Raw genomic sequence first — 26,340 nt, forward strand, 5'->3', positions numbered from 1 at the left:
CCTCTGTTTTTCATTTTCAGAGGTTTCTTCTGTCCGAAAAAACGAAAACAGGGCCGGTCTCCCAGCCCTGCCTGTTTCAGTGCGATGCGTTCAGCCAGTTATCCAATGCGCTTTGTTTTGCCTGAAGGATCTCCTGTATTCCGGCCTGTTCCAGTTTTTCCAAAAACTCCGGGAGTGCCTCTTCCGAATCCAGATAGCCGCACATCAGCCCATTGTGATAGCTATTCTTCAGTGCCCGGCAGGCATCCAGCTTTGCGGCAACTGCACTGTTGTTGAAGCTGAACCCATAGGCCGGAGAGACCCATTGCGGCTGCTCGTCTGTTTCCGGCAGCAGTCCGCTGGCGTTGAGATACAGATTCTGCCACGGATGGAACTGCTCCTCTTTCCCATCTCCGTTCGCAAAGAGATCGTAGCAGGATGCATCTGTGTACAACAGTTCAAGAAGCGCCAGTGCCTCCCTGCGGTGGCTGTTGGTCACCGGCAGGCACCAGCTCTCCGCCGGGATAGAGCCGTTCTGAATGGTCGGCCCCAGCGGGATGGCAGTCAGCTCTGTGCCACAGGCCCGGGTGTAGCAGTCCAGTGAATCCCGGTTGAGTCGTGCAAAAAAGCCGAAGCTGTTGCCCAGCCGCATCCGATCGGTGGCCGGTTCATCCCTCAGGCTGGCATTCCGCAGGATCAATCCTTCCTGATACCACTGATGCATCGTTCTGCAAAGTCTGCTGTAAGCATCCGCGGCATACCAGTTGACAACGGTGGTGCCGCTTTCTTCGGTCAGAACACCAAAGGTATCTCCCAGAGGATCCAGTTCCGGAAAAGGAAAAACCTGTCCATTATCCGGCAGGACCCCCTCTGCATTGGGCCGACGCTGCCTGACCTGCATCAGCAGGTCGTGCAGAGCATCCAGATCCGTGATCTTCTCCGGCTTGGCCCCCAGCTCCCGCATCCAGTCGACCCGGGCCAGAAAGCCGATCTGATACATCGAGACTGCCCGTGCCGGGACCGCATAGATACGGCGGTAATAGGTTCTACTCGCCCACTGCTGCTCTGAGAACAGAGCTTTCAGCCCGGGATATTCTTCCAGAAGCGCACTCAGGGGCAGGATGCAGTTCTGATTCAGGTAAACATCCAGCGGCTGATTCTCTGTGAGGAAAAACAGATCCGGCATGGTCTGGCAGACCATCCGTTTCCACAGCTCTTCAGAGTAATTGGTGGGTGCCACCTGCTCGATGGAAACGCTGAAGCCCAGCTTCTGCTTTGTGACTTCGCTCAGCGCCGCCGAAATGCGGACACAGGCAGTTTCATCCGATTGGCCCGGCATCAGCACTGTGACCATGGGCCCTGTTCCGCTTTCTGCCGCCGATTCCGCCCGCTCCCCGCAGCCGGCAAGCAGAGCTGCTCCGGCTGCAGCACCAGTCAGCTGTAAAAATGTCCTGCGAGCCATCCTTGTTTCTCTCATAATGCTGCGCTGCGCTCCTCCTGTGGGGTCTTGTGATAGAACTTCTTATACGAAGTGGAGAAATGCCCGAAATTCGTATACCCGACCTTGGCCGCGATCAGGCTGATGGGCAGATTGGTGGTGCAGAGCAGGCTCTGGGCCTCCTGCATTTTCTGCTGAATGATATAATCCTTCAGGTTCATGCCGGTCTCTTTCTTAAAAAGCCGGGCCATGTAATCCGGATTCAGGTGGACAGCCTCGGCCAGTTCTTCCCGGCGCAGCTCGTTTTCCAGATGCTCGGCAATATAAGCCATAATGATCTCCACGGTGCTCTGGCTGCTTTCTTCCGTTTCGCTATCCCAGACCGAGGCCACATAATGGACCAACGCCTTCATATCCGGCACGGTCTTCATGCCGTTGCGGTAAAGTTCCAACGCTTCAGGCTCCCGGAACATATCGTCCTGCCGTTTCTTTTCCGGCAAGGAGAAGAGCATCTGCATAAAATCCTGATAAAAATACCGCAAGGTCTGGCTGTTCAGCTGATTGTTGGCCGTCAGCTTGTCCAACAGCTGGCAGGCTTCCTGCTCCATTGCCTGCGCACATCCCGCCTGCAGCAGCTTCTGCCATGCACCGATCTGCGGAATACGGAACACTTCCGGCGCTTTTTCCGCTGGGCGGCCCAGCAGAACACCGCTTTTCAGGGCCACGTTCTCGCTCCGTTGCTGCAGCAGCTTCTGGTAGATCTCCGGTACCTGTTCAAAGGGCTGCGGCCCCTCCGGATAAAAGGCCGCTTCACAGTGGATATACTGCGCACACGCACTTTGCAGATAATTCAGCTGCCGGGTGATATAGTCTGCCTCCAGCGGCTCCCCCACCCGGCTTTGCAGCACCAGAACGAGACACTGCTCCGCAGGGATCGCCACCGTTACACTGAGCACCTGCAGCGGCGTGAACACCTCGCTGCTCATATTCCCCACTGCCGTGCTCAGCAGGCTCAGCTCCCACGGCTCCTCGCCTTGCTTCCAGCGCAGCGGCTGCATCAGGGCAACCCAGCATTCCCGCTCCCGCCGGGGCACAAGGCTCAGTTCTTCAAACGCGGTCAGGCTGCTTCCCGGTGCGTTGCCCAACAGAAAGCCCCGCAGCATAGTCTCCACGATCTCCTTTTTCTGGTCGTCAAAAACAGCGCCCCTGCTCTGCAGTTCCAGCGCCGCCCATTCCTCCTTTACATTATCCAGCGCACGGCTCACTGCATCCACCACCTGCTCGTAAGGGGCGGGCTGCATGATATAGTCAAAACCGCCCAGCCGCAGTGCCTCCTGTGCATATTTGAACTCAGCATGGGCTGTCAGGAAGATGCAGCGGGTGGTCATCCCTCGCTGCCGGAGCCAGTCCAACAGATCCAGCCCGCTTTCCATGGGCATTTCAATATCGCAGAGCATGACTTCGGCCTCCTGCCGCAGCAGGCTGGCCTTGGCATCCACAGCGTTCAGAGCCGTATCCACCACAGTAAATCCCATTGCTGCCCAGTTGGTGCAGTGCAAAAGCCCCTGCACCACGGTGCTTTGATCGTCTACGATCAGCAGTTTCATGCTGTTTCTCCTTCCTTCTTCTGTAAGACCGGATCTATCGGCAGGAACAGCTCCACCCTGGCACCGCCGCCCCGGCGGTTATTGGTAAAGGCGATGGCTGCCTGCTCCCCATAGAGCAGCTGCAGCCGCCGTACCACATTGAACAGCCCGACGTGCTGTCCATTCTCCTCCTGCGGGGCTGCACTGTTCAGCTGCTTCAGATCCCCTGCCGTAAAGCCTGTGCCATTGTCCGCCACCGAAAGATCCGCCATGCAGCCCTCTTCCGTTTCGAGGAGCTTTGCAGTGATCGTGATCTTCAGCGTTTTGCCGATCATCTTGCCGTGCTTGACGCTGTTCTCCACCAGCGTCAGCAGCGAGACCGGCGGCAAGGGCAATTCGCTGAGCTCCGGGTCGATCTCGCATACTACCTCCACGGGATCGTTCTGCCCCACGCTGGAAAGTTCCGCATAATTGCAGCACTGCTCGATCTCAGTGTGCAAAGGCGTTGTGGTCGCTGTAAAAGAGAGGATATAGCGCAGATACCGGCTCAGCAGCAGGATCAGCTGCTGGGCATCCTCGCGGCTGCCGGTCTGCACCATGGCATAGACACTTTTCAGGCAGTTGAGCACAAAGTGGGGCCGGATCTGCAGCTTAAGGGCGGTCATCTCGTTGCGGCGGGCTTCCAGCTCCTTTTCGTAACCGTCGATCTTCAGCTGGGTGATCTGGTCGATCATCCGGTTGAAGGTCTCGTTCACCTGCGTAAACTCAGCGTTGCGATAATCCACACTGGAGCGCACCGAAAGTTCACCGCGGCCGATTCTGTCCATGGTGCTCACCAACGCCGTCATAGGGGCAAAGATCTCCTGCTTCATATAGAACAGGAGGAACGGGATCGCCAGCAGAACAAAAACAGCGCCCATCACCAGCAAGATCTGATACGGCGCAAAGTCCACCCCGAAATGCTGGTAGGGAACCAGATACAATACCGTCAGCGCTTTGACCTGTTTGCGCACCACCAGTCGGCTGTCCCTGCCCACCTTTGTCAGGCAATACCCTGCGCTGTTCCATTCCATCTTTGTGGGCAGAAGGTTGGCATCCCCTACCAACACATTGCCGCTGTCGTTCATCACAATGACCCGGCCGTCCAGCCCATAGTCTTTCACCAGTTCTTCAAACACCAGCCGCAGATCCACCGCAGCGGTCAGGCTGGCTTTCTGGTAGAAAACACTGCGCAGCAGGTAAAGCCGCTGGCCGATGGTGCGCAGATACCATCCCTTTGTCACCATTTTATTGGTCTGGCCCGGCTGGCCGAGATACGCTTCCAGATTCAGTTTCTGCTTGAGCTGCTGGGCAGCTGCACCGTAGCGCCCCACATACAGGTTGCCTGAGCCGCTGCGCAGCACCACACCCATCAGGACATCGTTGGCAGCCAATACCGCCGGAAACCCCTGTGCGATCTCATAAGCATCCAGGTAGGCGCGGGTGCGGTCGGTCTGTTCGCTCAGGCTGCGAAAGGTCGCATCGTTCAGTGACAGATTGAGCAGGTAGTTTTCCACCGAATCTAGCTGATTCTCAAAATTTGTGGTAAACATATCAAGGCCACCGGATGCCGCAGCTGCCAGCCGATTGCGGTTATAAAGCCCTGAAAAAAAGAGCAGCAGCCCCAGCAGAATACCAATGGGAATGGCGATTCCCAGAAAGATCATTACAAGCTGCCTGCGTAATGATGGTCGTTCCATTTATTTTCAAACCTCCTGCTGCTTGCATCCTGCGGAAAATGCGATTATAATAAAAACCGTCCAAGTCATTCCGTACAACGTTGTACCACAATCAAAAAGAAGAGGCTCCTTATGCAGGAACAGAACATTGCACAAATGCTTGAAAATCCATTCATGCAGTACAATCACATCGAGATCGTATCGGTAACGTCGGACAGCGCCGTCATGTCGCTGGACATCCGGCGGGACACCACCAACATCTACGGTTATGTGCACGGCGGCGCATTTTTCACCATGGCCGACTGCTGTGCCGGGCTGACTGCCCGCTCTGACGGGCGGCAGTATGTCACCCAGAATGCTTCGGTCAATTTCATCCACAACGTCAAAGCCGGTCACCTGACAGCCCGCGGCCGGACGGTCAGCCGCCGCCGACACATCTGTGTGGTGGCTGTGGAGATCACAGACGAGACCGACACCCTGTTATTTTCCAGCACCTTTTCCATGTACTGTATCAGCGCCGAGGGCTGACTGCTCTTTCTTCCCCGCACTGCGCACGTTTTGCGTGCCGGTGCGGGGCTTTTTTATTGTGCGGCGTATTCTGTCAGCGGCCCGCAGCTCTCCCTGGGAACATACTCGATCGGCAGCAGTCGGCTTTCCGGCGTGGCAATCCGACCGTCCAGCTGCCCCAGCACCAGCTGGATACACTCCCGCGCCATATCCTCCATGGGCAGATAGACCACGCTCAGGCTCGGGATCGAAAAAGCATCGGATTCCTCCGGGCCGTTGCCTACAGCGATCAGCCGGGGCAGCTTTTCGCCGATATATCCGGCCTCACAAAAAGCCCGCAACGCACCATGCGCAATGGCCGAGGAACCGCAGAACACTGCGTCCGGCAGCTGCTGCTTCCACTCATGCCGCAGCCGATGCGAAACCGCCTCGTAACCGCCTCGTATGCTGTTATCACAATACCGGTTGGCCAGGATCGTCAACCCGTGTTGCTCCCCTTCCAGCCGGAACCCATGCATCCGGTTTTCCATCCCCTCAAAGACCGGGCTGCTCGTCAGAACTGCCGCCGTCTTGCATCCCTGATCGGCAAAAGCCCGCGCCGCCAGAGCACCCATCTTCAGATCATCCACATTGACGCTGCAATACCCATTGCAAACACGGTTGTACAGTACCACCGGGATTGGCAGCTGCGTGTCCTCCAAAAACTGCAGGTCCGCATAGGACGCATTGCAGATGATGGCCGCATGGCAGTTTGCGCCACTGGTCAGTGCCTCGCTTTCCTTCAGGTGGTCGTTGACATACGGATAGATGACCAGCCGCACCGGACGTGCTGTTTTTTCGATCTCGGCCCGCAGACCATCCCAGAAGCGGAGCATCATGCTGGCTCGGAAATCCTGTGCCCAGAACATGGCCACCACCAGCTCATTGGCACCGCTGCCGCCCCGCAGACTCCGGGCGGCCATATTGGGCTGGTAGCCAAGCCGTGCCGCCGCCGCAAAAATTTTTTCCTGCGTGGCCGTGCTGATCTTCCGCTCTGCCGCCTTGCCGCCCAAAACAATGCTGACCGTACTGGACGAGATCCCGACCTCCTGCGCGATCTGCTTGATCGTAACCATGCTCTTCCCCACCTTTTTCTGATATCAGGTTTATTGTACCCGTTTCCCCGTATCTTGACAAGCCAAAAAAGCCTCTCCAATCTCAAACCAGCCGTTTTTGTGCACTCTGTATATTTTTCTTTTTTCTTTTTAGCCGTTTCAACAAAGTTGCATTTCTTTTCCTCCAAACTTCGTTTTTTTCTTGACATTAGTAAATCGTTGTACTACACTCAGTACGACGATTGAGTCAAACGTTATACTGATGTTTGACGCTGATATCACCTTTCCATTTATAAGGAGGCTATCGAATGAAGAAAGTTGCAATCGGCGGTGGCCAGGGCTTCTGGGGCGACAGCCCGGACGCGGCCATCCACATGATCCGCAATGCCGATATCCAGTATATGGGCTGTGATTATCTGGCAGAGCTGACCCTTTCCATCATGGCAAAGCAGCAGCTCAAGGACCCCACCAAGGGCTTTGCGCCCGACTTCACCACCCGCATCCTGAAGGAGGCCGGCAAGGAAGCCTGGGACAAGCACATCAAGATCTGCACCAACGCAGGCGGCATGAACATCAATGGCTGCGTGGACGGCATCCGCCAGTGGGCAGAAGGCAACAGCATGAGCGGTTATAAGATCGGTTATGTGACCGGCGATAACATCAAGGATAAGATCCCGCAGCTGCTGAAGGATGGCTGGACCTTCCCCAACTTCGACTACGACGGCAATTTCAACGATATTCTGGACAAGATCTACAACTGCAATGTCTACATCGGCCATGAGGGCATTGAGGGATGCCTGGCAGAGGGTGCCGATGTGGTCATCACCGGCCGTGCGGCTGACAGCGCCCTGTTCCTGGCTCCGCTGAAGTACGAATTTGGCTGGGCTGCTGACGATTGGGACAATCTGGCCCGCGGCATCATGGCAGGCCATCTGCTGGAGTGCGGCGGTCAGGGTGCCGGCGGCAACTATATGTACGACTGGCGCAATGTCCCCCGCATGGACGAGCTGGGCTTCCCCATCGCAGAGCTGACCGATGATACCTTTGAGATCACCAAGGCTCCCGACTGCGGCGGCATCATCTGCGAACAGAGCTGCAAGGAGCAGTTCCTGTACGAGGTCCACGATCCCGCCAACTACCTGACCCCGGATGTCAACGTGGATATCAGCCATGCTACCATCACTCAGGTGGGTGACAACCGTGTCCGCATCGGCGGTGTCAAGGGCAAGCCCCGCCCCGACACGCTCAAGCTCTGCGTGGGTTACCACAAGGGCTGGAAGACTGTTTCCATGCTGAGCTTTGCATGGCCTGATGCCTACGAAAAGGCTCAGTACTGCGCCGAGGTCATCATGAAGAAGATGCAGCGCCGCGGCATGAAGGCCGACGACATCCACATCAGCTACATCGGCCTGAACAGCCTGCATCTGGGCGTGGCCGATATGAGCGAAGAGGCACTGAAGAACCTGAACGAGTGCGTGCTGCGCATTGCTGTGTTCAGTGAGGACAAGAGCGAGTGCGCCAAGATCATTCCCGAGATCAGCCCTCTGCAGCTGAACGGCCCTCCGGGTGCCTCCTTCTTCGGCGGCCGTGCCCGCGTGCAGGAAGTGATGGCACTGTGGCCCACCACCGTGCCCCGCGATGCCGTACAGGTTGAAAGTCACATTCTGGAGGTGAAGTAAGATGGCAGAGATCTATCTGAACGATATTGCTCACGGCCGCTCCGGCGACAAGGGTGATACCAGCAATGTCTGTGTGTATGCACGCAAACCGGAATACTATAAGATCATTGAGCGCGAGGTGACCCCCGAAAAACTCAAAGCCTACTTTGGCGACATGGTCAAGGGCGAGATCACCCGCTACGATGTGCCCAGCCTGAACGGCTTCAACTTTGTTATGAAGCACGCTCTGGGCGGCGGTGCCACCATGAGCCTGCGTCTGGACAGCCTGGGCAAATCCATGGGCAGTGCCGTGATGCGCATGAAGATCCACGTTGAGGATGGAGAGCTGTAACATGAGTGAACATATGGCATTGGAGAACCTGACGGTTCTCGACCTGACCCGTGTGCTTGCCGGCCCCTTCTGCACCATGATGCTGGCTGACATGGGCGCAAACGTCATCAAGATCGAGGTCCCCAAAGGCGGTGACGACACCCGCACCTATCCCCCCTTCCGTGCCAAAAATCTGAATGGTGAGCGGGAAAGCGTCTATTTTGCCAACATCAACCGCAACAAAAAGGGGATCACCCTGAACCTGAAGGCCCCTGAGGGCAAGGAGATCTTCAAGGAGCTTGTCAAAAAAGCGGATATCGTGGTGGAAAACTACCGCCCCGGCGTGATGGACAAGCTGGGACTGGGCTATGATGTCCTGAAGGAGATCAATCCCCGCATCATCTATGCGGCGGTCTCCGGCTTCGGCTGCTACGGTCCCTACCACCTGCGTCCTGGCTATGATATTCTGGCTCAGGCCATGGGCGGTATGATGTCCATCACCGGTTCCAAGGGCGGAGAGCCCACCCGTGCCGGTTCGGCGCTGGGTGATATTCTGGGCGGACTTCATGTAACCATCGGCATCCTTGCCGCAGTCAACGCCCGCACCATTACCGGCAAAGGGCAGCGGGTGGACGTGAGTCTGATGGATAGCATGATTGCTGCCACTGAGAACACTGCCCTGAAGTACATCGAGACCGGCAACATCCCGGCCCCCATGGGCAACCGTTATGCCGCTGTTTCCCCCTACGACAGCTTCACCTGCAAGGGCGGCAAGGTCATCATCGCGGCAGGCAACCAGAAGCTGTACGAAAAGCTCTGCAATGAGGTGTTGGAACGCCCGGACATGATCACCGATCCCCGGTTCGTGGATATGCCGGGCCGTCTGGCCAATCAGGATGCCATTGCCGAGGTCATTGAGGAGCGGATCAAAGATCTGACCCCCAACGAGGCCGCCGAGCTGGTACTGGCCCACGGCATCCCCGCAGGCCCCATTATGAACATCAAGGAGATCCTGGACGATCCCCATGTCAAGGAGCGCGAGATGTTCGTGGAAATGGATCATCCCACCCTGGGCAAGGTCACCGTGAACGGCTGTGCCATCAAACTGATGGACACCAAGCCCTCTGTGCGCACTCCCGCTCCCCAGCTGGGGCAGAACAACCGGGATATCTTTGAGGGTGTTCTGGGCATGACCGAAGAGCAGTTCAACGCTCTGCACGAGAAACAGGTGTTCTGATCTCTGACCACCTTTACACACATTATTGAGGAGAAATCACATGCTGGCAGTATTAGGGTTCGTCACCATTCTGCTGGTGCTGGCACTGATCATGAGCAAGAAGGTCTCTACCCTTGTAGCTTTGATCTTTGTTCCCGCCATCACCGGCTTCATCGCAGCATTCATCAACGCCCCCAATGTCATCATCCAAGCCGCACAGGCTGCTGCTGAAAAGGCCGGAACTGCTTATGTTGAGCCGGTCATCACGTTCGGCACCCGCTTTACCAAGGCACTTTCCATCCTCAGCGCAGATTATATGGGCAAGGGCCTGAGCAGCATTGTTGCCACCGGTGTCATGTTCATCTTTGCCATCCTGTTTTTCAGTACCTGCTCGGATGCCGGTGTCTTTGATCCTATCATCAACCGCATCCTGAAGTTTACCGGCGAAGACCCCGTCAAGGTCTGTATCGGCACCTTCCTCATCGGCTGCATCTGCCATCTGGATGGCTCCGGTGCCACCACCTTCCTGATTGCCATCCCCGCCTGTATGCCCCTGTTCCAGAAGCTGAAAATGAACCTCTGGGTAGAGGCTACCATCGTGGCACTGGCCGCCGGTATCATGAATGTTATGCCCTGGGGCGGCCCCACGGTCCGTGCAGCCGCAGCCATGTCCGGCCTGGGCTATGAAGTCACCGGCAGTGAGCTGTGGGTGGGCATCATGCCCGCCTGGATCGCAGGCTTGGTGACCTGTCTGCTCGTCGCGGCTTTCCTGGGCAAAAAGGAAGCCAAGCGCATTGCTGCAGGCATCCCCGCGCAGGAGGTCACTGGTCTGACCGAAGCAAAGACCACCAACACCTCCAACGAACTGGCCCGCTCCGGCTGGCGCTGGTACTTCAATGTGGCACTGATCCTGGTCATCCTGTACATCCTCGTTACCAACCGCCTCAGCCCGGCTGTCACCTTTATGATCGGCTACTGCGTCCTGCTCATCGTCAACTACCCCAGTGTGGATCTGCAGCACAAGATCATCAACAGTCACGCACAGGCCGCATTCCTGATGGTCTCCATCGTCTTTGCCGCAGGCGCATTCACCGGTGTGGTCAAAAATTCCGGTATGCTGGCTGCCATGACCGACGCTCTGGTCTCCATCATCCCCACCAGCATGGGCACCTTCATTGCCCCCATCGTCGGCCTGTTCAGCGTTCCGCTGAGCCTGCTGTTTGACCCAGACTCCTACTACTACGGTGTTATGCCTGTCATCGCCAACGCTGTTTCCGCCATGGGCGGCAACGCACTGGCTGTGGCAAAGGCTTCCATCATGGGCCAGATGACGCTGGGCTTCCCGCTCAGTCCCCTGACGGGTGCCACCTTCCTGCTGCTGGGCCTTTCCGGCCAGGACCTGGGCGACCACCAGAAGCACACCCTCCCCTACGCATGGGCTGCATCTGCTATTATGGTCGCTGTGGGCTGCGTAGCCTGTGGGCTGCTGTTCTGAGGTCTCACCAAAAGAAACACCTTCCTCCTTTTTCACCCATTCCTTCATTCTGATTCCGAAACGTCTGCCGGGCGGAGTACCCGCAGCACGCCACGGAATGCGTGCAAACCAGCAGACTTCCACCCGGTGCTCCGGGTGGTGTCGGCTGGTTTTGCCGTTTTTGAAGGATACCACCCTGCCCTTGGGGCAGAAAGGAGTTTTCTCTTATGCCCGAGCCCATCCAGACTCCTGTTCCTGCGGCGGACGAACTGGCCGCACAGGTGCTGCTGCTGGCACAGAGTCGGTTGACTGCCGACCTGCGTTTTTTATCCTCCGCTCTGGAACAGCTGAAGCCGATTCCCGTCCCTGCGCTGGACACCCTGTTTGCCGGGGATGGCCGCTGCTTATACTATTGCCCCGAGACGCTGCTCCGCACATTCCGGGCACAGCAGTCTGTGCCCACACGCGCCCTGCTGCATGTCACCCTGCACTTTCTTCTGGGGCATCCCTTTCAACGGCAGGAAATGGATCACCGCCTATGGAACCTTGCCTGCGACATTGCCGCAGAGGAAGTCATCCGGGAACTGGAGATCCCCTCCTGCGCCCTGCCGGATGATGCTATGCAGGACAGCTGGCGCAGCCGCCTGCAGGATGCCTGCCCTCACCTGACGGCAGAAGCCATCTATAATTTTCTGCTGGAACGGCAGTACCCCGCCGATGTTCTGGCGGAATTGACCCAGCTTTTTTCCCGGGACAGCCATGCGCTCTGGTATGCTGCGCCACGGCCCTGCTCTCGTCCGGCCCCCAACGGACAACTGCTGCCCGCCGGGGAGGATGAGGATATCACCAACGAGATCGAACTGCGCAAAGCCGACACCCGGGACGAAACGCTGCAGCAGATGCAGCAGCGGCAGAAGGAAGCCCTGCGCAGACAATGGAAGCAGCTGGCCCGCCAGGCCAAGACTGATCTGGAGACCTTCAGCCGCCGTCACGGCAAGCGTGCCGGAGCATTGATGGATGGGTTAGAGCCTGTGACCTTTGAGGAATGCGACTATACCGACTTTCTTCGCCGGTTCGGGGCACAAAACGAGGTGCTGCAGCTTTCCGAGGACGAATTTGACCTCATCTATTACACTTACGGTCTGCGCACCTACGGCAACATTCCCCTGGTCGAGCCGCTGGAATACCGGGACGACAAGCGCATCCGGGAATTTGTGATTGCCATCGACACCTCCGGCAGTGTGCAGGGCGATATCGTTCAGAGCTTTTTGCAGCGCACCTGCGATGTTCTGCGGCAGAGCGGTTCCTTCACCGAGCGGGTAGATATCTATCTCATCCAATGCGATGCCGAGGTGCAGAGCGTGGAGCGGCTGACCAGTCTGGACCAGCTGCATGAGCTGATCCCCCGGCTGAAGCTCCGGGGCTTCGGCGGTACCGACTTCCGGCCGGTGTTCGCCTATGTAGACAGGCTGCTGGAAGAGAAAAAGCTGACGAACCTCAACGGCCTGCTCTATTTTACCGACGGCGTGGGCACCTACCCAGAAAAATCCCCTGCCTACAAGACTGCCTTCATCTTTAACCGTGACGACCACATCAGCCCCCACGTTCCCAGCTGGGCCATCCGGGCTGTACTTACCACTGACAACATCCGCCTGCTTGAACCGCAGAAGACCCGAACCGAGGAGGACACCGAACCATGGATATAGCAAGTGCAAAGCAACAGATCAAAAATACCGTACAGATCTACCTACAGAAGGATGCTCTGGGCCGCTACCGACTTCCGCTGGTGCACCAGCGGCCCATCTTCCTGCTGGGTGCGCCAGGTCTGGGCAAGACTGCCATTATGCAGCAGGTCGCTGATGAGATGGGGCTTGGCCTTGTGAGCTATTCCATGACCCACCACACCCGCCAGAGCGCACTGGGTCTGCCTGTGATCGTAGAAAAGGAATACGGCGGCAAGCACTATCAGGTCAGCGAATACACCATGAGCGAGATCATCGCCAGCGTCTACGACTGTATGCGCACCACCGGCAAAACGCAGGGCATCCTGTTTCTGGACGAGATCAACTGCGTCTCCGAGACTCTTTCCCCTGCCATGCTGCTGTTTCTGCAATACAAAGTCTTTGGTGGGCATCAGATCCCCGAGGGCTGGGTGGTGGTCACCGCCGGCAACCCGCCCCGCTTCAACAAAAGCGTCCGGGAGTTCGACGCTGCCACCCGTGACCGCCTGAAGGTGATCGAAGTTGAGCCAAGTTATGAAGCATGGAAGGCCTATGCGCTGGAACACGGTGTCAGCCGCAGCGTCATCAGCTATCTGGATATCCGTCCCGAAGATTTTTACAAGGTCGAGACCACTGTGGACGGTCTGACCGTGGTAACGCCCCGTGCCTGGGAGGACCTTTCCGAGATTCTGCAGTATCACGAGGAGCTGGGCCTTGCAGTCGGCGAGGAGCTGACTACCCAGTATCTGCAAAACAAGCAGGTCGCCCGGGATTTTGCCATCTACTACGAACTCTATCAGAAATATCGTCAGGCCTACAATATTGATGCCATCCTGCAGGGTGTGTGGGATGAGGATGTCCTCACGCAGGCACGCAGCGCCAAGATGGACGAGCGGATGAGCCTTGTCAGCCTGCTGCTGGAAGCCGTGTTCCTGCAGATGGAACGCTGTACCCTGCGCCACGATGCGCTGCGCCTTATCGTGGCCGCCCTCAAAGCCCAGCGCGGGACGCTGGATGTTCCCGGCGATGCCCTGACCGCCCTCGCCGGGCTGGAGGACAACTGGCGCGCCGAAGCCAACAAAGCCCCCTCTGCCCGGCAGAAGGTCTATCTCGATCTGCTGTCGCTGACTGCCCAATGGCACGGAGAACTTTCCGGCTCCACCCCTTTTTCTGCCCTCAAGGCCTGCTATCAGCGCTCGGTCGCCGACCTGCAGGCTGAGGTCGCTGAAACGCAGAAGAAGCTTGGCAATCTGCTCCGTTTTTTACAGGAAGCCTTCGGTAAGGGAACGGAGCTGAGCATGGCGGTAAACGATCTGACCGTAGCCCCCGTGGCCACCGCATTTCTGGGGCAGTTTCTCAGCACCGATTACTTTGCAGCCAGCCGGGATCTGCTGCTGCACCGGCAATCGGAGCAGCTGCTGCACCAGATCGATCTGACAGGACTGGTGTAAAATGGAACTGCTGCAATTTGAAGTAACCAACGCCGGAACGCTGGGCAGCCGCTGGACCCCCCCCGCCCCGGAAACAAAAAAGGCCTCCTCCCTGCCCGGAGCCGCACTGGCAGCTCTCTTGCAGGAGGAGGATGACGAGGATGATTGGGGCGGTGATGCTCCCGACATGAGCGCAGAGTTTGCACGGCTCGGCCATCTGAACGAAGAGGCCGACACCGATGCCCTGCCCCTGACAGCCGATTTTGCCCCTCTGCCGGATGGCTCTCTGGCGCTGGTGCGCTGGCCCCGGCTGGCACGGCCTGCTGTGGTACCCGACACTGTAGAAGGCCGCACTGTCACCGCCATTGCCGCTACCGCCTTTGCTGCCAGCCATCTGGATGAGAGCTGCTTTGCGCAGTTCGGGCAATCGCCTATCAGTTTCAGCATATTTTGTATGCGAATGGGCCGCGCAGTCACCACCGAAACGCTGGACGAAGGCGGGCCGACTTCCGTCACACTGCCGGACAGCATCACTCACATTGGTCCCTACGCGTTCTACCACTGCACAAATCTGACTTCCATCACCCTGCCGGATGCCATTTCCGCCCTGCCTGCCGGTGTATTCGGTGACTGCAGCCGCCTTACCAGCGTCCATCTGCCAGAGCAGCTGCAGGCTCTGGGCTATCTGCCCCGCCCCACGGATCAGATCATGCCGGATGTGGGCACGTTTGCCGGGTGTCATGCTCTGAAACAGCTGACGCTGCCCCCACAGCTTAAAATGCTGGGCGCTCACAGCTTCAACAGTTCCGGTCTGGCGACCCTGACCGCTCGGGATGCTGGGTGTGAAAATTGGAGTCGTACTGTCACTGTGGCTGTGTCTGCATTTGACCACACTGCCGCACTGCTCTGGCTGGAAAAGGCCGATGTTTCCGGCCATGTGGTGGCGCGGCTGGGTCTACCCGTGGCCCGGGATAAAATTCTGGCAGGCGATGCCAAATTCGGAGCCATCCTGCGGGTACCGGTGCTGTTCTTCACCCAGCCGATTCCCTACTTTGACCAACTGGCCCGGGACGCGTTCCGGCTGGATTTCTCGGCTCGTATGGCGCTGGCTCGGCTGGAAGCCTCTGCAGGGCTTTCCCCCGCCGACCGCCAGTGGTATTGTGCAGTTCTGGTGCAGTATTTCGACCGGGCTCCACAGTTCATGCCCTGCCCGCCTCAACAGGCTTACGCAGAGCTGTTCCGCTTTCTCTGCCGCACAGACCTGCTCACCGCATCTGATGTCAGCACCCTGCTTCGGATGGCCGGAGCACTCGCCCTTCCCGCCGAACTCATCAGCGAGATGATGGAGGTGCGCACCCGCCGGTTTGAAACAGTCACCGGCTTTGAGGATCTGGAGTTGGATTGATCAGAACAACAGACATTGCGTAGAAAGATGCTCAGTTAGTACAGTCACTCCCAGTTCTTCCTCCCGTAGCGGGTGGTCAGCTGGCAGATCTCCTTGGTGTAAACACTGAAGGCGTTTGTTTCCCAGGTCTGCCAATTGTAGTTCAGGGTGGTCGTGTCAATGGGCTCCGGCTTGCGCATGACCACATAGGGCAGGCACGAACTACCGCATCCTGTGCGAAGCAACCACGGTTTATCCGGGTGCTGAGATGTACTATGCCGTCGTGAACGTGTATGAAAGTCTGGAAGGCAATGCCAACATCATCAGCGTGACCGATGGATATGTGAGCTGAGGGAGAGTTTTTGATTCAGAAGGTCCTCCGCTGCACCTTGGGTATATTCAGCGGAAACATTTATTTTGATATTGCAAACAAGCCAGACCCGCGGGTCTGGCTTGTTTGCTGTTCCACGGAGTGGGCGTGGAGGAAAAGTGCTCCGCAGCATAACCTCAAAGCTGTGAGCCTTTTTATTTGACTCGTCCCTTTCTCTGTTGTCACTCTGCCTGTATCTCCTCCACCAGCGGCAGATAGTCGGCACAGTATTTCCGGTATAGCGGCTGCACCAGTTGCCGGAAGTTCTGCATTTCTTCTTCGGGCAGCGGCAGTTCCCGGCACCCGCCAGCCAATGCCGCTTTTCGGGCGGCGGTTTCCTCCTGTGCCCAGAGCTGGCGCTCATACTGCGCCGATGCCCGGGCGCATGCCTGCAGGATCTGCCGGTATTCCTCCGGCAGTGCATCCCATGTGCGGCCGGAAGCCAACTGCACCTCCGGTACGCGGCTGTGCTCATCGGCCATGTAGTACCGTGCCACCTTGTAGTGCTCCATGGAATAGTAGGCCGGCCAGTTGTTTTCGGCGGCATCGATCTGCCCGGTCTCAAGCGCCGAGTAGACGTCGCTGTACGCCGTGGTCTCCGGCACTGCACCCAGCAGGCGGATCATGTCGATCACGATCTGCGAATTCTGCACGCGGATGGTCTTGCCCTGTAAATCGTTCAGGCTGCGCACCGGCTGACGGGCATAAAACGAGCGGGCACCCGCGTCGTACCAGCTCAGGCCTACCCGTCCCTGTGCGGTAAAGTCCTGCAAAAACTCAGCCCCGATGCTGCCGTCCAGCACACGCCACATGTGGTCGGCATCCCGGTAGAGATACGGCAGCAGCAGTACGTTGAGCCGGGGCAGATCGTCCGTGACCACCGAGAGCGACACACGGGCAAAATCTACGCCGCCAATGGCAAGCTGTTCCCACACCTGCTGTTCCGAGCCGTACTCGCCGTTCGCCTTGACCTGAATGACCACCTTGCCCCCGGTCTGCTGCTGCACAAGGTCCGCAAAATACTGCGCGCCCTGCGTGGTGGGGTATCCGGCGGGCTGGTTGTCGGCATAGGTCAGCACATAGTCCGGTGTAGTCTGCAGCTTTGCAGCACAGCCTGCCAGCTGCAAGGCTGCAAAGCCCAGCCCGGCTAAAAAAGTCCGTCTGCGCATGGTGTCTCCCTCCCTTTGCAGATAGTATAGCGCACAAGACTGCCTTTGTGCAAGAGACAGGAAAAGGCAGTACCCGCCGCAAAGCAGGTACCGCCTTTTTTAGGAGAAGAAGGGAACGTCTCAGTTACATCAGGCCCATTGCCTGCGGCAGTGCGGTAGACACCGCCGGGATAAAGGTGACCAGCAGCAGGCCGCCGATGATGGCCACATAGTACATAAGCATGTACGGCATGACCTTGGAAAGCGAGGTGCGGCCCACCTTGATGCCCACGAACAGTGCGTTGCCCACAGGCGGGGTGATGTTGCCGATGCACAGGTTATACACGAGGATCAGACCGAACTGGATGGTGCTCATGCCAAAGCTCTGGCAGATGGGCAGGAACAGCGGGGTGAAGATGAGGATGGCCGGGGTCACATCCATAAAGGTGCCGGACACCAGCAGGATCACGTTCATGATGAGCAGGATGATGTACTTGTTGCTGGTCAGGCTCAGCAGGGCTGCCGCCACAGCATCCGGGATCTGCAAAAAGGCCATGACCCAGCCCAGAATGTTGGAAACGCCCACAAGGAACACCACCATGCCGGACATCTTGGCAGAGTCCACGATGATCTTCCACAGGCTCTTCAGGTTGATGGAGCGGTAGCAGAAAGCCAGCACCAGCGCATAGACGACCGCGATGGCAGAGCCTTCGGTGGCAGAGAACACACCGCCGATGATGCCGCCGATGACCACGATGATCAGGGAGAGCGAAGGCAGGGCGCGCAGGGTGCAGACGCCGAGGTTTTTCCAGTCAAATTTGCCGGGGGTGCCTTTATAGCCCAGCTTGACCGCCAGCAGTACGCCCACCACGCAGCAGCACAGCGCCCAGATGATGCCGGGAATGTAACCGGCCATGAACAGCGCAGCCACAGAGGTGCCGCCGGATGCCAGCGAGTAGGTGATCAAGGCGTTGGACGGCGGGATCAGCAAACCGGAGCAGGAGGAAGCGGCGTTGGTGGCAGCGGTCACGGCGGGGTCGTAGCCCTGCTCGTCGGCACCGTCGCGGATCATGGAGCCAACAGCAGCAGCCGCGGCAGATGCAGAGCCGGAGATGGCACCGAACAGGGCGTTGGTGCCGATGTTGGTCACCAGCAGTGCGCCGGGCATCTTGCCCAGAATGGCCATGACGAAATCCACCAGACGCTTGGCGATGCCGCCCTGATTCATGATGTTGCCGGCCAGAATAAAGAACGGGATAGCGGTCAGGCTGAACTTGCTCATGCCCACAAAGGTGCGCTGGGCAGCGGTCAGCACGGCCACATTCAGGTCAATGGAAGAAAGGATGGCAGTCAGGGAAGAGACTGCAATGGCGTACGAGATGGGCACGCCGAGGAACAGCAGCACCAGCAGCACTGCCAGAATTACGAGTAACGCTTGAATTGCCACAGCTTAGTCCTCCTTATTTTCCTTGTCGGCATCGGCAGCCATTTCGGCTTCCACCTTTGCAAAGTCTGCATCCTCCGGGGTATCCAGACAGATGGAGCCGTTTGCAATGCCGATAATGTTCAGCACGGAATACACCAGAATGATCACGCCGCAGATGGGCATGACCCAGTAGAACACGCCCACGGCAACGCCCAGCGAGGAGGTCTGCTGTCCCATAGCCAGCTGGGACACCTGAAAGCCGCCGAACACCAGAATGGTAGCAGAGAAGAGGAAGGCGATGACCTCGGCAAAGATGTGGAACGCCTTGCGCATGGTGGGGTTGAACCGGTCCACCAGCACGGGAATGTTCATGTGGCCGCGCTCGCCGGAGACGATGGTGGCACCCAGCATGGTGCTCCAGCCGAACAGATAACCCACCAGTTCCTCCGACCATGTGGAGGGAGAGTTGAAGATATAACGTACGATGACCTGATAGGTGGTCAGCACCACCATGACCGTCATGCTCAGACCTGCCAGCAGGTTGAGCACCTTGTTCAGGGTATTTCTCAGTTTTTCCATGATGCTCCTCCTCAGTCCGCAGTATGGGCAGCGTTGTGCTGCTGGATCAGGTCATAAATGGGCTGCAATTCCGGGTTTGCTGCCAGCACGGAATCGTGCAGGGGAGCCATAGCCTCCTGAAACGGTGCAGTGTCCGGGTAAATAAAGTTGACGTGCTGCTCATTCTCGGCCTTATCTTTCGCCTCAGCCACAGCATCCTCCCAAGCATCCTGCTCGGTGCGCTTCACGATCTGGAAACCCTCTTCAAAGATCGCGCGTTCCTCGTCGCTGAGTTCGTTCAGGAAGGCGTAGTTTGCCACCAGCAGATCCGGCACCATCTGGTGCATATCGTAGGAGTAATACTTGCAGATATCGCCGTGACCGTTATCAGTCAGAGCCAGCTCGTTGTTCTCGGCACCATCCAGAATACCGGCCTGCAGTGCGGTATACACATCGCCGAAGCCCATGGGGGTCGCCGTGCCGCCCAGCAGACGCATCATTTCCACGTTGGTGGGCGACTGCTGCACGCGGATCTTCAGACCCTTCAGGTCGGAGGGCTGGTTGATGGGGGTCTTGATGGTGTAGAAGTTGCGGGTGCCGGCATCCAGCCATGCCACCGTTTCCAGACCGGCCTTGGAAGTGGTCTTGAAAATGGGGTCCGTCACCTCGGGGTCGTCCATCGCCTCGTGGTAGGCTTCTACGCTGGAGAACAGGTAAGGCAGGTTGAAGATTTGGTATTTGGCACTGAAGGTCTCCATGATGGCAGTGGATGCCACCACAAAGTCGATGGCACCGGTCTGGGTCAGCTGCACCATTTCGGTCTGGGAGCCCAGCAACTCGCTGGGGTACACCTCCACACGGTACTTGTCGCCCAGCTTCTCGTTGATGTAGTTGGCAAAGGCTTCCAGTCCCAGATGATCCGGGTGGGTCTGGGACTGCACATGGCCGATGCGCACGATCTTGCGGTCGTCACCGGAGCCGGCACCGCAGCCGGTAAGCATCATGCTGCTGGTCAGTGCCGCTGCGCCCATCAGCGACAGAAACGTTCTTCTCTTCATGAATGGCATCCTCTCTTTTCGCGTTTTTTCTATGATTTTATTTTAACAACTCGTTCATTTTTGTGAAACCGGATTATTTTGTGAAACGCAGCACGATTTTGTCTTTGTTGTATCCAAGTACAATTTTTGTGTTTTTCGGACGAAAGAAACTGGCAAAAATAAAAAAGCACTCGTTCCTCTCCTGCTGACAGGCAGGAAAGAACGAGAGCTTCTTTTGGATTCGATTTATCCTTGTGCCGCTTTTTCCGCTGCGGCTACGCGGTATTCCGAAGGGGTCTGGCCGGTCAGGCGCTTGAACACCCTTGTAAAATAGTTGGCGTCGCTGTAACCCACAGCAGCACCGATATCCTTCAGGCTCAGGCGCGGGTCCAAAATCAGCTGGCGCGCCTTGTTCACCCGGTATTCGTTCAGGTAGGCCGAAAAGTTTACCTTAAAGCACTGCTTGAACAGCTTGCAGAAGTAGGCGTCCGAGTAGCGCAGCGCAGCGGCGGCATCCTGCATGGAGATATCCTCCCTATAATGGGCGTCGATGAAGCGGCTGATCTCGGCACGGATGATGGCGGTACGCATATCCTCGTCCTCTTCCCGGCGGACAGGCTGTTCAGGCGCAGGGGGCTGTACCGGGTGGGCAGGCAGCGGCACCGACACCTGCCGGATGGCATCCTCCACCGCGAATACCAGTTCCTGCTCGTTGTAAGGCTTGAGCAGATAGTCCATCGCCCGTACAGAGATCGCCTGCCGTGCATAGTCGAACTTATCAAAGCCGGTCAGGAACAGGATGGCGCAATTTCTGTCTGTTTCTCGGATCTTGCGCGCCACCTCCAGCCCGGTGAGACCCGGCATTTCAATGTCCAGCACAGCCACCTGCGGCGCTTCGCGGGCAAAAATTTCCAGAGCCTCTCTGCCGTTTTTGGCTTCATACAGACAGATCAGGTCTCCCAGATACTTCTGCAAAGTCCGGCACAGCACCTTGCGCTCGATCAATTCATCCTCTGCCACCAGCAATTTGCACTTCACGAGAGCGTCTCCTCCTTTTCTTCCGGCTGCTGCGTCTGCGGGAGCTCAAACCGCACCACAGTACCGCAGTCTGCGCGGCTGTATATCTGCATTTTTCCGCCCGGATACAGCATCCCGATGCGGCGGGAAATATTGCCAAGGCCAATGCTGCGTCCGGTCTGCTCGCTCTGCGCAATTTTAGTTTGCACAGCGTCCAGTTCCTCTGGGGTCATTCCCTTGCCGTTGTCCGCGACCGTGAGCACCAGCACCTTGCCCTGCATCCATGCCCGCAGCAGGATGCGTCCGCCTTCCTCGCAGGACTTGAGCCCATGCGAGTAAGCGTTTTCCACCACCGGCTGCAGCATAAAGGACGGCACCAAAACCGCCGCAGGCTGCACCCGGATGCTTTTTTCTACGGTAATGCGTCCATCGAACCGCATCTGCTGCAAATAAATGTAATCCTCCAGCCCGTCCAGTTCCTCCTCCAGCGTGATCTGCTGGCGCTTGGTGCGCAGGTTGTGCCGGAACAAACTGCCCAGATGCACGATCATCTGGTCGGTGGTGGCAGCATCCTCCAGCCGCGCCATGCAGGAGATCATGTTCAGGGTGTTGAACAGAAAATGCGGATTCACCTGACTTTTAAGCACCTCCAGCCGGGTGTGCTCCAGATCTTTTTCCAGTGCAAGGTTCCGCACCTCTTCCCGGTGCAAGGCCTGCTGGGTGGTCAGTTGCTGCGCCATGGCGTGCTTCATCTGGTTAAAGGTCCCCGTCAGCCGCCCCACCTCGTCGTTGCTTTTCACCGGAAGATCTGGACTTGAAAGATCCCCCTCGGCAATGCTGCGGGAGGCCTGTGCCAACCGCAGCAGCGGACGCACCACCGCGCGGCTCAGCACCCGGATGAGCAGCAGCATCAGCGCGGCTGCCGTCAGGAACAGCCCCAGATACAGCCACGGCAGATGCCGGATGTGAGCCGCCGTGCTGCTGTAAAGGGCGTTTTCCTGTTCCAGCGTGGCCTGCGTCAGCCGCAGCGCATACTCGGCAAGGTAGTCTTGCAGCGCCATCACATGGTACATCTGTCCAATGTAGGTATCTGCCGAGGGGGAAAGCTGCAAAAAGGCATCCCGCTCCTGCCGGTACCCCGCGTACCCTTGCAAAAGGTTCCATGTACGGGCATAGCGCTCTTCACCGATGCGGGCATAATCGAGGGGCAGGGCCGCAAGGCTCTGCTCGGAAGCGGTGCAGGCGGCGGTATAGGCCTGTTCCGTTTCAGAAGTAGGCTGACGCACATAGCGTGCAAAGGCCTGTGCTTCGTCCTTGAGGGCGTTCTGCACCGTGTAGCAGACGGCATTGTCGGCCAGCAGCGTATCAAAGGAGCGCACCGTCCATTGACCTGCCATGGTAGCAATGCCGGTGGAAAGCATGGTGACCAGCAAAATCGCGGCAAGCCATGCCGTGACCTTGCGGCGCAGGGATATACCGCCCTGTGCGGTTTTGTTCCGTGCCATACGCTTTCCCTCCTGTCCTTGCAGCACCCGGCCTTTTTATAAGTATAATAATCTCCCGGGGAAAGTGCAACTGCAAAAAAAGCACCGGTTTTCGCAAGGGAGCCGGTGCTTGCAGGCAATGTGCCAGGCTGTCAGCGGGTCAACAACTGAAAATGATTCCGTTTGGTGACCAGCAGCCCTTCCTTTTGCAGCTTGGAAAGTTCTGCCGACATGGCGGCGCGTTCCACGCAGAGAAAATCCGCCAACTGCTGACGGTCAAAGGGAATGTCAAAGGAAAGGGAGGACTGCCGGATGGACTCGGCAGACAGGTAGGACAGCAGTTTTTCCCGGGTGGTGCGCTTGCTGACATGGGTGATCTTATCGTTAAAAAGCAGTATTTTGTTTGCCAGAACGCTGACCAGATTGCGGATGAGTTTCTGGTGATGGTCGCAGGCGGTGGGGCAGGCGGTGAGCAGCCGCTTGACGTTCAGCAGCAGGATCTCGCAATCCTCCTCTGCCACCACGCTGATATTCAGGATGGCACCGGGAGTGGCGGCGTAAGGTTCGCCGAAAAAGTCTCCGGTATTGCACTTGGACAGGATATTGCGGTGTCCCCAAAGATCCTCCTGTATCACAAGGGTGGAGCCGGACAGCATAAGCCCCATGACCTCCGTGGAATCTCCGGCACGGAAAATGTAGGAGCCCCGGGGCCGGGTGATCTTCGCTGCACTGACACAGTGCAGGATGGACAAAATCTCATCGTCGGTAAGCCCGGTAAAAAAGGGGCAGTTCCGTAGAACAGGCAGATATTTTTGCATAAAAACCCTCCTTGTTGGAATTCAAACATACAAGTTGCCTTTAGTATACTATAATAAGGATGCAAATGCAAAAAACATCCACAACAGGAGAGTATAGATATGATTCGGAAGATCATCCATATTGACGAAGAAAAATGCAACGGCTGCGGGCTGTGCGCAACCGCCTGCCACGAGGGAGCCATTGACATCATCAACGGAAAGGCAAAGCTGGTGCGGGAGAATTTCTGCGATGGCTTTGGCGACTGCCTGCCGGGCTGCCCCACCGGTGCTATCACCTTTGAGGAGCGGGAAGCCCCTGCCTACGACGAGGCAGCGGTGCAGGAGAACAAAAAGAAAAAGGAGCTGCAGGAGAAGATGAAGCACCTGCACGAGGGCGGCTGCCCCGGCTCCCGGATGCGGATGCTGGAACAGCCGGAGGCTGCCGAAAGCGCAGCTGCTGCCTCTGTGCAGCCGGTTTCCCGCCTGCGCAACTGGCCGGTGCAGATCAAGCTGGCACCCGTCCATGCGCCCTACTTTGAGGGCGCAAAGCTTTTGATCGCCGCGGACTGCACGGCCTATGCCTACGCCAATTTCCATCAGGAATTTATGCGCGGCAAGGTGACCCTCATCGGCTGCCCGAAGCTGGACGCTGTGGATTACAGCGAAAAGCTCACCGAGATCCTGCGCAGCAACGACATCCAGAGCGTGACCATCCTTCGTATGGAGGTGCCCTGCTGCGGCGGCTTGGAGATGGCAGCGAAAAAGGCACTGCAGACCAGCGGAAAGTTCATTCCCTGGCAGGTGGTCACCATCTCCATTGACGGAAAAATTCTGGATTAAAAGTACAGGGCAAACGATATGTACCCAGTTTTCTGGACACTGAATCAAAATTGAATCATTAAGAATCCATCATGGATGCTTCTCTGAATTTATAGCAATTCAACTTTTCAATGCAACAGCAACAACGTTGAATTGCATATCGCAAATATGCTGTTTGAACGTTGCGCTAATTTCTTGACTTGCGATAGAGGGGAGGCATCCATTTTGTTTTTGCTTGGATTCTGCTGTTATTGTAATAGTCAATATACTCGGCAATCGCCTTGGAGAAGGCTTGAAATGGGATTCCATTGACTTTGAGAACAAGAAAATCAGCATTCAGCATACGGTTGTGACCGCAAAGGTCAACGGAACGGTAACGGAAATCGCACGAGATAAGACAAAAACAAAGTCGAGCTGCCGGACACTTCCTCTTATCCCTGCCTGTGAGCAGATGCTCAAAAAGATGAAAAAGGAGCAGGAGCTTAACCGGAAGTTCTGCGGCAAAAGCTATTGCACCGATTATCTTGACTATATCTATAATCAATCTGCCAATCTATATGCCCAATAGCGGCCATTTCGCACTTTGGCGAGCTTTCCTTCTTTTGTCAAAGTATTCAAGACTCGACTTGCAGTGGCAGGAGAAACATTGAGAAGATTCTGAACATCGACGTTCTGGATAATATGGTTCGTGCGGAGAAAAGCTGCAATCTTCATCCAACGCACTTCTTCCTTACTCTGTGCAACAGGCTGTTCGTTGATTGCTTCGGTCAAAGCCTCTTTGATAATTCCCAGCATAAACTCGATAAAAACAGTTCCTTCCCCCTGTGCGTTAGACTGATTGATTGCTGCGTAATACTCGGCCTGATGGTCGTGAATGATGGATTCGATGGGAAGCCATGCAAACAAGGGGTTCCACTTTGACAGCAGAAGTGTGTGCCAGAGCCGCCCAATACGACCGTTGCCATCCGCAAATGGATGGATCACCTCAAATTCATAATGGAAGACGCAGCTCTTAATTAAAAGCGGTAAAGGACTGTTTTCTGTCCACTGAATCAGTTCCTCCATCAAAGAGGGAACATACTGCGGCAGGGTGCCGAAATGGAGGACATTACCCTTGCTGTCTACTACGCCGACAGGACGAGAGCGAAACTCGCCAGCCTCCCGGACAAGACCCTGCATCATCGTCCGATGTGCAAGCAGAAGATCATTCATCGAATATGGATTCAACTCTGCGAGATGGTCGTAGATTTCGTAGGCGTTTTTTACTTCTGCAATGTCTTTTGGAGGGGCAAGCACACGTTTTCCAGACAGAACAGCCGTCACCTGCTCCAAAGAAAGTGTGTTCTGCTCGATAGCCAGAGAAGAATAAATCGTTCGGATGCGATTCTGGCGGCGCAGAATCGGACTTGTGGAAAGATTCTGGGTGGAACTGATTTTGCCTACCAGTTCGCTGATTTCCATAGCCTCTGAAAGAGCTGCTTCTGTGATTTCAAATGGCGGTTTCTTGTTTCGCACGGTGTATACCTCCCATATCATTTCTTTTATCATATCATTTCATCTATCATTCATCAATCAAAAATTTGAAAAAATGATAGATGAAATGAGGTCATTGTTCCATACGGCGGCTTGAGCAGCAAAGGAAAGCCCTCTGCGGTTTGCAGTTTTATTGAATGTCCGTGCTCCAAGCTGTGTTTTTTATGTAGACCCGATGGGAAAGCGGATTCGGCCCGATTTCCTGAGCCAGCATTTCCCGGATTTTCTGGTAGCACACCAGATGAAGCGTATCCGTTTCCACGACCTGCGCCATAGCTGCGCCAGCCTGCTCTATGCCAATGGCGTGAGCCTGAAGGAAATCCAAGAGTGGCTCGGTCACAGCGGCATCAGCACAACAAGCAACATTTATATACATCTGGATTTCTCCAGTAAGGTATCTTCTGCCAATGCCATCGTCTGGATCTTCCCGGAGGAGACAAAAGTGTGAGAATGAGCCGGATGCGGGGGATAAAAAAGAAAAGCAGCCTAAAATCTTACGATTCTAAGCTACTTTTCAATGCCGGTGGTGGGGGTCGAACCCACACGTGTTATTAGCACAAGGGATTTTGAGTCCCCCTCGTCTGCCATTCCGACACACCGGCGTATGTAGAACAG

The 26,340-nt window shown here is 56.7% G+C and carries 24 protein-coding genes, 1 tRNA gene and 1 pseudogene; 11 read left to right on the plus strand and 15 right to left on the minus strand.

Features of this window, described 5'->3' with window-relative positions:
* Positions 1–76 precede the first annotated feature (76 nt).
* The 3 genes from GXM22_RS11685 to GXM22_RS11695 are packed head-to-tail and all read right to left on the minus strand — an operon-like array spanning position 77 to position 4,742.
* The gene (locus GXM22_RS11685; RefSeq protein ID WP_035393734.1) at positions 77–1,441 is read right to left on the minus strand and encodes a DUF3502 domain-containing protein; all 1,365 of its coding nucleotides are present in this window, start codon (positions 1,439–1,441) and stop codon (positions 77–79) included.
* Between the two features lie 11 nt (positions 1,442–1,452).
* Positions 1,453–3,024 (minus strand): response regulator transcription factor, encoded by a 1,572-nt coding sequence (locus GXM22_RS11690; protein WP_005931669.1) that lies wholly within the window; start codon positions 3,022–3,024, stop codon positions 1,453–1,455.
* A complete protein-coding gene (locus GXM22_RS11695; RefSeq protein WP_242651553.1) occupies positions 3,021–4,742 on the minus strand; it encodes a sensor histidine kinase in 1,722 nt (573 codons plus the stop codon). Before GXM22_RS11695 ends, GXM22_RS11690 begins: the two co-directional genes overlap by 4 nt.
* A gap of 111 nt (positions 4,743–4,853) precedes the next feature.
* On the opposite strand from GXM22_RS11695, the gene GXM22_RS11700 reads away from it, so the two are divergent.
* Positions 4,854–5,249: a PaaI family thioesterase gene (locus tag GXM22_RS11700; RefSeq protein WP_005931675.1), complete on the plus strand. Its 396-nt coding sequence runs from the start codon at positions 4,854–4,856 to the stop codon at positions 5,247–5,249.
* A 53-nt stretch (positions 5,250–5,302) separates the two neighbouring features.
* Here the strand turns inward: GXM22_RS11700 and GXM22_RS11705 are convergent, their stop codons facing one another.
* Entirely contained in the window at positions 5,303–6,343 is a 1,041-nt protein-coding gene (locus tag GXM22_RS11705) for a LacI family DNA-binding transcriptional regulator (RefSeq protein WP_005931678.1), read from the minus strand.
* Positions 6,344–6,630: 287 nt separating this feature from the next.
* Between GXM22_RS11705 and GXM22_RS11710 the strand changes: the two genes are divergently transcribed.
* The 7 genes from GXM22_RS11710 (at position 6,631) to GXM22_RS11740 (ending at position 15,557) form a co-directional block, all read left to right on the plus strand.
* Positions 6,631–8,001, plus strand: coding sequence for an acyclic terpene utilization AtuA family protein (locus GXM22_RS11710; protein WP_005931685.1), 1,371 nt, complete (start codon positions 6,631–6,633; stop codon positions 7,999–8,001).
* A gap of 1 nt (position 8,002) precedes the next feature.
* On the plus strand, positions 8,003–8,332 hold the full coding sequence (locus GXM22_RS11715; protein WP_005931688.1) for an AtuA-related protein: 330 nt from the start codon (positions 8,003–8,005) through the stop codon (positions 8,330–8,332).
* Position 8,333: 1 nt separating this feature from the next.
* Positions 8,334–9,548: a CaiB/BaiF CoA transferase family protein gene (locus tag GXM22_RS11720; RefSeq protein ID WP_035393736.1), complete on the plus strand. Its 1,215-nt coding sequence runs from the start codon at positions 8,334–8,336 to the stop codon at positions 9,546–9,548.
* Positions 9,549–9,588: 40 nt separating this feature from the next.
* Positions 9,589–11,022, plus strand: coding sequence for a CitMHS family transporter (locus GXM22_RS11725; protein ID WP_005931695.1), 1,434 nt, complete (start codon positions 9,589–9,591; stop codon positions 11,020–11,022).
* Positions 11,023–11,228: 206 nt separating this feature from the next.
* Complete coding sequence (locus GXM22_RS11730; RefSeq protein WP_005931699.1) at positions 11,229–12,707, plus strand: vWA domain-containing protein; 1,479 nt, start codon at positions 11,229–11,231, stop codon at positions 12,705–12,707.
* Complete coding sequence (locus GXM22_RS11735) at positions 12,698–14,173, plus strand: ATP-binding protein (protein WP_005931702.1); 1,476 nt, start codon at positions 12,698–12,700, stop codon at positions 14,171–14,173. The genes GXM22_RS11730 and GXM22_RS11735 overlap by 10 nt, the downstream gene beginning before the upstream one ends.
* Before the next feature lies 1 nt (position 14,174).
* Complete coding sequence (locus GXM22_RS11740; RefSeq protein WP_147585082.1) at positions 14,175–15,557, plus strand: leucine-rich repeat domain-containing protein; 1,383 nt, start codon at positions 14,175–14,177, stop codon at positions 15,555–15,557.
* Positions 15,558–15,601: 44 nt separating this feature from the next.
* On the opposite strand, the gene GXM22_RS15460 is transcribed toward GXM22_RS11740, so the two are convergent.
* The 8 genes from GXM22_RS15460 to GXM22_RS11780 all read right to left on the minus strand — a co-directional run bounded on the left by GXM22_RS15460 (position 15,602) and on the right by GXM22_RS11780 (position 23,394).
* Positions 15,602–15,781 (minus strand): M14 family metallopeptidase, encoded by a 180-nt coding sequence (locus GXM22_RS15460; RefSeq protein ID WP_082210769.1) that lies wholly within the window; start codon positions 15,779–15,781, stop codon positions 15,602–15,604.
* A gap of 307 nt (positions 15,782–16,088) precedes the next feature.
* The gene (locus tag GXM22_RS11750; RefSeq protein ID WP_005931712.1) at positions 16,089–17,075 is read right to left on the minus strand and encodes a TRAP transporter substrate-binding protein; all 987 of its coding nucleotides are present in this window, start codon (positions 17,073–17,075) and stop codon (positions 16,089–16,091) included.
* A gap of 124 nt (positions 17,076–17,199) precedes the next feature.
* A complete protein-coding gene (locus GXM22_RS11755; RefSeq protein ID WP_005931714.1) occupies positions 17,200–18,501 on the minus strand; it encodes a TRAP transporter large permease in 1,302 nt (433 codons plus the stop codon).
* A gap of 3 nt (positions 18,502–18,504) precedes the next feature.
* On the minus strand, positions 18,505–19,059 hold the full coding sequence (locus GXM22_RS11760; RefSeq protein WP_005931716.1) for a TRAP transporter small permease: 555 nt from the start codon (positions 19,057–19,059) through the stop codon (positions 18,505–18,507).
* Positions 19,060–19,070: 11 nt separating this feature from the next.
* On the minus strand, positions 19,071–20,105 hold the full coding sequence (locus tag GXM22_RS11765; RefSeq protein ID WP_005931718.1) for a TRAP transporter substrate-binding protein: 1,035 nt from the start codon (positions 20,103–20,105) through the stop codon (positions 19,071–19,073).
* 216 nt (positions 20,106–20,321) lie between these two features.
* Positions 20,322–21,113 (minus strand): response regulator transcription factor, encoded by a 792-nt coding sequence (locus GXM22_RS11770; RefSeq protein WP_005931723.1) that lies wholly within the window; start codon positions 21,111–21,113, stop codon positions 20,322–20,324.
* Positions 21,110–22,597 carry a sensor histidine kinase gene (locus GXM22_RS11775; protein ID WP_005931727.1) on the minus strand — a complete coding sequence of 496 codons (1,488 nt, stop codon included), beginning with the start codon at positions 22,595–22,597 and terminating at the stop codon, positions 21,110–21,112. Before GXM22_RS11775 ends, GXM22_RS11770 begins: the two co-directional genes overlap by 4 nt.
* Positions 22,598–22,728: 131 nt before the next feature.
* Positions 22,729–23,394: a Crp/Fnr family transcriptional regulator gene (locus tag GXM22_RS11780; protein WP_005931731.1), complete on the minus strand. Its 666-nt coding sequence runs from the start codon at positions 23,392–23,394 to the stop codon at positions 22,729–22,731.
* A 99-nt stretch (positions 23,395–23,493) separates the two neighbouring features.
* Here GXM22_RS11780 and GXM22_RS11785 point away from each other — a divergent pair, with 99 nt between their 5' ends.
* Positions 23,494–24,213 (plus strand): ATP-binding protein, encoded by a 720-nt coding sequence (locus GXM22_RS11785; RefSeq protein ID WP_005931734.1) that lies wholly within the window; start codon positions 23,494–23,496, stop codon positions 24,211–24,213.
* 166 nt (positions 24,214–24,379) lie between these two features.
* Here GXM22_RS11785 and GXM22_RS15465 read toward each other — a convergent pair whose 3' ends face one another.
* Positions 24,380–24,535, minus strand: a complete 156-nt coding sequence (locus tag GXM22_RS15465; RefSeq protein ID WP_143405769.1) for an IS3 family transposase — start codon at positions 24,533–24,535, stop codon at positions 24,380–24,382.
* On the opposite strand from GXM22_RS15465, the gene GXM22_RS11795 reads away from it, so the two are divergent.
* On the plus strand, positions 24,485–24,760 hold the full coding sequence (locus GXM22_RS11795) for a site-specific integrase (protein ID WP_050762777.1): 276 nt from the start codon (positions 24,485–24,487) through the stop codon (positions 24,758–24,760). The genes GXM22_RS15465 and GXM22_RS11795 overlap by 51 nt on opposite strands.
* Here the strand turns inward: GXM22_RS11795 and GXM22_RS11800 are convergent.
* Positions 24,733–25,707 carry a Fic family protein gene (locus tag GXM22_RS11800; protein ID WP_035393904.1) on the minus strand — a complete coding sequence of 325 codons (975 nt, stop codon included), beginning with the start codon at positions 25,705–25,707 and terminating at the stop codon, positions 24,733–24,735. The two genes, GXM22_RS11795 and GXM22_RS11800, sit on opposite strands and share 28 nt — an antisense overlap.
* A gap of 181 nt (positions 25,708–25,888) precedes the next feature.
* On the opposite strand from GXM22_RS11800, the pseudogene GXM22_RS11805 reads away from it, so the two are divergent.
* A pseudogene (locus GXM22_RS11805) lies at positions 25,889–26,173 on the plus strand (tyrosine-type recombinase/integrase); the annotation flags it as partial.
* 70 nt (positions 26,174–26,243) lie between these two features.
* Here the strand turns inward: GXM22_RS11805 and GXM22_RS11810 are convergent.
* Positions 26,244–26,327, minus strand: a tRNA-Leu gene (locus GXM22_RS11810).
* Between the last annotated feature and the right edge of the window lie 13 nt (positions 26,328–26,340).

It is taken from the genome of Faecalibacterium duncaniae (assembly GCF_010509575.1).
GTDB classification, from domain to species: Bacteria; Bacillota; Clostridia; order Oscillospirales; family Ruminococcaceae; genus Faecalibacterium; species Faecalibacterium duncaniae.

Excerpts from the sequence above, each read along its gene's own strand:
- GXM22_RS11780 (WP_005931731.1), bottom strand. The coding sequence starts at position 23,394 with ATGCAAAAATATCTGCCTGTTCTACGGAACTGCCCCTTTTTTACCGGG.
- GXM22_RS11775 (WP_005931727.1), bottom strand. The coding sequence starts at position 22,597 with ATGGCACGGAACAAAACCGCACAGGGCGGTATATCCCTGCGCCGCAAG.
- GXM22_RS11695 (WP_242651553.1), bottom strand. The coding sequence starts at position 4,742 with ATGGAACGACCATCATTACGCAGGCAGCTTGTAATGATCTTTCTGGGA.
- GXM22_RS11725 (WP_005931695.1), top strand. The coding sequence starts at position 9,589 with ATGCTGGCAGTATTAGGGTTCGTCACCATTCTGCTGGTGCTGGCACTG.
- GXM22_RS15465 (WP_143405769.1), bottom strand. The coding sequence starts at position 24,535 with ATGCTGAATGCTGATTTTCTTGTTCTCAAAGTCAATGGAATCCCATTT.
- GXM22_RS11740 (WP_147585082.1), top strand. The coding sequence starts at position 14,175 with ATGGAACTGCTGCAATTTGAAGTAACCAACGCCGGAACGCTGGGCAGC.
- GXM22_RS11735 (WP_005931702.1), top strand. The coding sequence starts at position 12,698 with ATGGATATAGCAAGTGCAAAGCAACAGATCAAAAATACCGTACAGATC.
- GXM22_RS11710 (WP_005931685.1), top strand. The coding sequence starts at position 6,631 with ATGAAGAAAGTTGCAATCGGCGGTGGCCAGGGCTTCTGGGGCGACAGC.
- GXM22_RS11760 (WP_005931716.1), bottom strand. The coding sequence starts at position 19,059 with ATGGAAAAACTGAGAAATACCCTGAACAAGGTGCTCAACCTGCTGGCA.
- GXM22_RS11785 (WP_005931734.1), top strand. The coding sequence starts at position 23,494 with ATGATTCGGAAGATCATCCATATTGACGAAGAAAAATGCAACGGCTGC.
- GXM22_RS11685 (WP_035393734.1), bottom strand. The coding sequence starts at position 1,441 with ATGGCTCGCAGGACATTTTTACAGCTGACTGGTGCTGCAGCCGGAGCA.
- GXM22_RS11700 (WP_005931675.1), top strand. The coding sequence starts at position 4,854 with ATGCAGGAACAGAACATTGCACAAATGCTTGAAAATCCATTCATGCAG.
- GXM22_RS11765 (WP_005931718.1), bottom strand. The coding sequence starts at position 20,105 with ATGCCATTCATGAAGAGAAGAACGTTTCTGTCGCTGATGGGCGCAGCG.
- GXM22_RS11750 (WP_005931712.1), bottom strand. The coding sequence starts at position 17,075 with ATGCGCAGACGGACTTTTTTAGCCGGGCTGGGCTTTGCAGCCTTGCAG.
- GXM22_RS11730 (WP_005931699.1), top strand. The coding sequence starts at position 11,229 with ATGCCCGAGCCCATCCAGACTCCTGTTCCTGCGGCGGACGAACTGGCC.
- GXM22_RS11705 (WP_005931678.1), bottom strand. The coding sequence starts at position 6,343 with ATGGTTACGATCAAGCAGATCGCGCAGGAGGTCGGGATCTCGTCCAGT.
- GXM22_RS11720 (WP_035393736.1), top strand. The coding sequence starts at position 8,334 with ATGAGTGAACATATGGCATTGGAGAACCTGACGGTTCTCGACCTGACC.
- GXM22_RS11690 (WP_005931669.1), bottom strand. The coding sequence starts at position 3,024 with ATGAAACTGCTGATCGTAGACGATCAAAGCACCGTGGTGCAGGGGCTT.
- GXM22_RS11715 (WP_005931688.1), top strand. The coding sequence starts at position 8,003 with ATGGCAGAGATCTATCTGAACGATATTGCTCACGGCCGCTCCGGCGAC.